General features: G+C 61.5%; 3 protein-coding genes and 1 pseudogene. All 4 read left to right on the forward strand.

The features are described from left to right. The first annotated feature begins 614 nt into the window (after positions 1-614). The 4 genes and pseudogenes from GVY64_RS39385 (at position 615) to GVY64_RS39400 (ending at position 3,335) form a co-directional block, all read left to right on the forward strand. Complete coding sequence (locus tag GVY64_RS39385) at positions 615-1,013, forward strand: aromatic-ring hydroxylase C-terminal domain-containing protein (RefSeq protein WP_442939691.1); 399 nt, start codon at positions 615-617, stop codon at positions 1,011-1,013. A gap of 242 nt (positions 1,014-1,255) precedes the next feature. Next, on the forward strand, positions 1,256-1,603 hold the full coding sequence (locus GVY64_RS39390; protein WP_159851242.1) for an FAD-dependent monooxygenase: 348 nt from the start codon (positions 1,256-1,258) through the stop codon (positions 1,601-1,603). 414 nt (positions 1,604-2,017) lie between these two features. Continuing rightward, on the forward strand, positions 2,018-2,368 hold the full coding sequence (locus GVY64_RS39395; RefSeq protein ID WP_159851244.1) for a fumarylacetoacetate hydrolase family protein: 351 nt from the start codon (positions 2,018-2,020) through the stop codon (positions 2,366-2,368). A 41-nt stretch (positions 2,369-2,409) separates the two neighbouring features. Continuing rightward, a pseudogene (locus GVY64_RS39400) lies at positions 2,410-3,335 on the forward strand (IS5 family transposase). Positions 3,336-3,666: the final 331 nt, after the last annotated feature.

The following is a 3,666-nucleotide window of genomic DNA, read 5'->3' on the forward strand; positions in this document are numbered from 1 at the left end:
GCTTCTTCTGATCCACCGCATCCACCACGGATTCGAGTGTCTCCGACATCAAATGATCCTTCCCGCCGAACCCTCAGGCTCGGCCAGTCAGACCGAGATCAGATACACCGGAGATCAGACACTCCCGATCAGATCCACCGGAGTTCCGATAGTCCCTCGATTTGGGAGACAGAACCTAGGTGTACTGACCTGAGAGGTTGGGGACGCGGCTGGCTGGTGGGTGTCCGCCGAGTGCGGTGTGGCCGCGGTGGTGATTGTGACCGAGGGCGGGTCCGTGGGTGCATTAGGTAGAGCAACCAGCTGCACCGTTGCGCTATGCCCTGGACCCATCAGCGCCCTTGTGCGTAACGGAATTCGCCACGTTCAATGCCGAGCAGTCGATGCTCAACGCTCAGCGTCAACAAGAGGCGGCTGCTTCGCTCCGCTCTCCGGACACGTTGAGCTTGCTAGCTGCACCCGGCGGACATGACCTTCGAATTGCTGTGGCGGCAGGAATCGCCCAGATGCGTGAAGAATTTCATTCTCTGGGTCAGCAGTTCGGCCACCAGTATGCCGGCAATGGGGTCGTGGACGACGGCAGCCCCCTCCGCGAATCAACGATCACCGAGTACCTTATGTCGGCAAGGCCTGGGGCTCGTGCTCCACACGCTCGGCTGCGTACGACGGACGGGCGACAGCTGTCGACGATCGACCTGGTGACGGGACGGTGGACGGTGCTCGTTGCAGGTCCCGGGCATCACTGGACCGACGCTGTTCGTTCCGCGCGAACGCGTACGGCGCTACCCATACAGGTCTACTGTGTGCACTCATCCGCAGGCTCATTCATCGGCAGCGACTGCATCGTGGACGACAAGGTGCCGGGGTACTGGAGCGATCTGTACGAGCTGCAAGAAGGGGGTGCTGTACTCGTTCGGCCCGATGGGCACGTCGGTGCGCGATGGCGGTTACGGCCCGCCGATGTCAGCGGTGACCTCCTCGGCGCATTCGAGGCAATTCTCGGGCCGGCAACGTAATGAGGGAGGTCTCGGTGTCGGCAGGCTGTCGTTGTCGCATGCCCGCCGCATTCATCCAACCTCCGACGCGACGGGAGCGAGTAATCGCCGCCGGGCGTGATGCCTTTGGCCGCCTTCTCTATGACGACGTGCTCATCAGCGACATCGCCGACAGCGCGGGCGTTGCTCACGGGCTTCATTTCATTACTTCAAGAACAAGCGGAACTTGTACATCGAAGTAGTGCGGTCGATCGCGGACGATAATGAGGAAGGTACATGCGATTCCCAGCGATCTGCCGTGTGACGACGCCGTGCGACACGTAGCGAGAAAGTGGTGCCACGGTAGGATTTCTCGCGGGAGATACGGCGCATTCTTTCCGCCGACTGGCGGCTTCGGGACAAAAACTGGTATCCAAGACGTCCGTAATCTTGCGTGGAAGCTTGCGCTTGTCTTACGCGGCCAAGCCGATGATAAACTTCTGGATACCTACGAAGTCGAGCGGATAGGAGTCGCGCGCACCAACGCAGATTGGAGTCTCAGGAACGGTGCGCGTATCCATCAGAGACGTCGGGCCATACGCCGAAATGACGACGAGCAGGTCGTAGACTGATCGACGAACAGAGTTGCCAAGTCGAAGCCCTTGATCAAGATCTCGGCTTCGGATACGGATACGTTGGAGTTGTCTCTTCTCAACAGCCCGATATAGGTGACGTGCTCACGGTCGCGCGGGCTGGGCGCCGGTTCCTGAAATGAGAGGCAGATTGGATGGCAGGAAGTTGCGAGCGCAACCTCGCTCGCTCGGGGCGGATTTACACTGGTGCCCCATGAGCGCCATCGCTGGGAGACGGCGGTCTTCATTTCGCTCCCAGTTCCGGTCGTGATCGCCGAGCGTGAAGCATTTACGAACACATCGTTAATGCAACTTGTCGACTGTATCGTAAGCGCGAGTTCAACGAGGTAGAAACTATGAAGATAGTAATAAGGATGAGACACCCGATCCGTGCAACCTACGACTGCGTTGTGGGTGAACGGTGAACTCCGGCAGGACGGCAGCAGTGGTGAGATGATCGTCGATATTTCGCATCTCATCGAAGACCTCAGAAAGGAAACTGAACTCTCTCCGGGTGATATCATTTTGACAGGAACTACGACGGGATGTGGCGCGTTCCAGAGTCCGCCGAATTTTTTGGGCTGCTGGCGATCTGATCCGAATGGAAATTCCTGGCATGGGGTATATGGAGACTCCCGTGGTCGACGGATTACGAACGAGGTGACATCTAGGGAGTGTTTCGAAGTAGTTGATGGGGTGGCACCGCATTGCGGTGCCACCCCATCAATGTGTTCAGCGGGATCTGTTGTCGGCGTTAGTATGTAGGTGAGGTCTCTGGTAGTTGGTTCAGCTGTCGAAGAAGAACCATGAATACCGGAGACCTCGTGGCCAGCGTAGCGGTGGTGGCGGGGCGCGCGGACCTGACCGATGCCCAGTGGGCCCGGTTGGAACCGTTGCTGCCCCGGAACAAGAAGGCGGGACGACCGCCTTAGTGGACGAAACGGCAGCTCATCGATGGGATCCGGTGGCGGACCCGAGTCGGATCACCGTGGCGTGACGTTCCGGCGGTGTATGGGTTGTGGCTGGCGGTGTATGGGCTGTTCCGGCGCTGGCAGCGTGCCGGAGTGTGGGCGTCGATCCTGAAGTTGCTGCAGGCGTTCGCCGCCGCGGCAAACCGGATCGTGTGGCAGGTGAGCGTGGACTCGATGATTTCTGCGGGCCCATCAGCATGCCGCCGGGGCACGCCGCGACGGTGATGGGCAGGCCGAGCCGCCCGGAGGGGTGGTCCGCGAACCCGGCGATCACGGGCTTGGCCGGTCGCGGGGCGGATGGTCGACGAAGTTGCATCTGGCTTGCGAACAGGGCTGTCGCTGCTGGTCACTCCGGGCCAGGCCGGTGACGGTCCCCAGTTCACGGCGGTCCTCGACGGCATCGAGGTGCCCAAGACTGGTGGTGGCCGGCCACGATCACGAGCCGTTCGGGTGCTGGCCGGCAAGGCGTACTCCAGTCGAGGAAATCGGGAATGGCTGCGTCGGCACGGGATCCGGGTGACGATCCCGGTTCCAGCGGACCAGGCCGGCCATCGCCGCAACCGCGGCTCGGGCGGTGGCAGGCCGCCGGTGTTTGATCCGGTCGTCTACCGGGACCGTAACGCTGTCGCGCGCGTGGCATCAAACAGCATCGGGCGGTGGCCACTCGCTACGACACGCTCGCTGTCCGCTATCTGGCGATGGTCCACATCGCTGCGATCAATCAGTGGCTGCGACACGGGTGGCGTGCGCCAATCAGATGAGAACGACCTGATCGCTTGTTGGACGTCGATGGGGGACGACCGGTCGCTGCGCCGTCTCGCTCATCCCGAGTTGTCGCTGAGGTGGTCCTGCCCGGGCTGTGTGCGCCCTTCGGACGCTGCCGGGACTGATCGCCGACCGCTCCGGCACAGAGCGTTCGCCACTTACTGCCACCGCTCCTAGAACTCGCGGTCCACGAGGTTGTGCGGGGGGGTGTCCCTATGGTGTTCGTCAAGCCGCTGAGGTCGTGGGTGATCGGTAGAGTTCGCCGTGTTTGAGCATCGCGTAGAGGACGTCGCAGCGTCGCCGGGCCAGGCAGATGAGGGCGGCGTT

This window comes from Nocardia sp. CY41 (assembly GCF_009829325.1).
Lineage (GTDB): Bacteria > Actinomycetota > Actinomycetes > Mycobacteriales > Mycobacteriaceae > Nocardia.

Excerpts from the sequence above, each read along its gene's own strand:
- GVY64_RS39385 (WP_442939691.1), top strand. The coding sequence starts at position 615 with ATGTCGGCAAGGCCTGGGGCTCGTGCTCCACACGCTCGGCTGCGTACG.
- GVY64_RS39390 (WP_159851242.1), top strand. The coding sequence starts at position 1,256 with ATGAGGAAGGTACATGCGATTCCCAGCGATCTGCCGTGTGACGACGCC.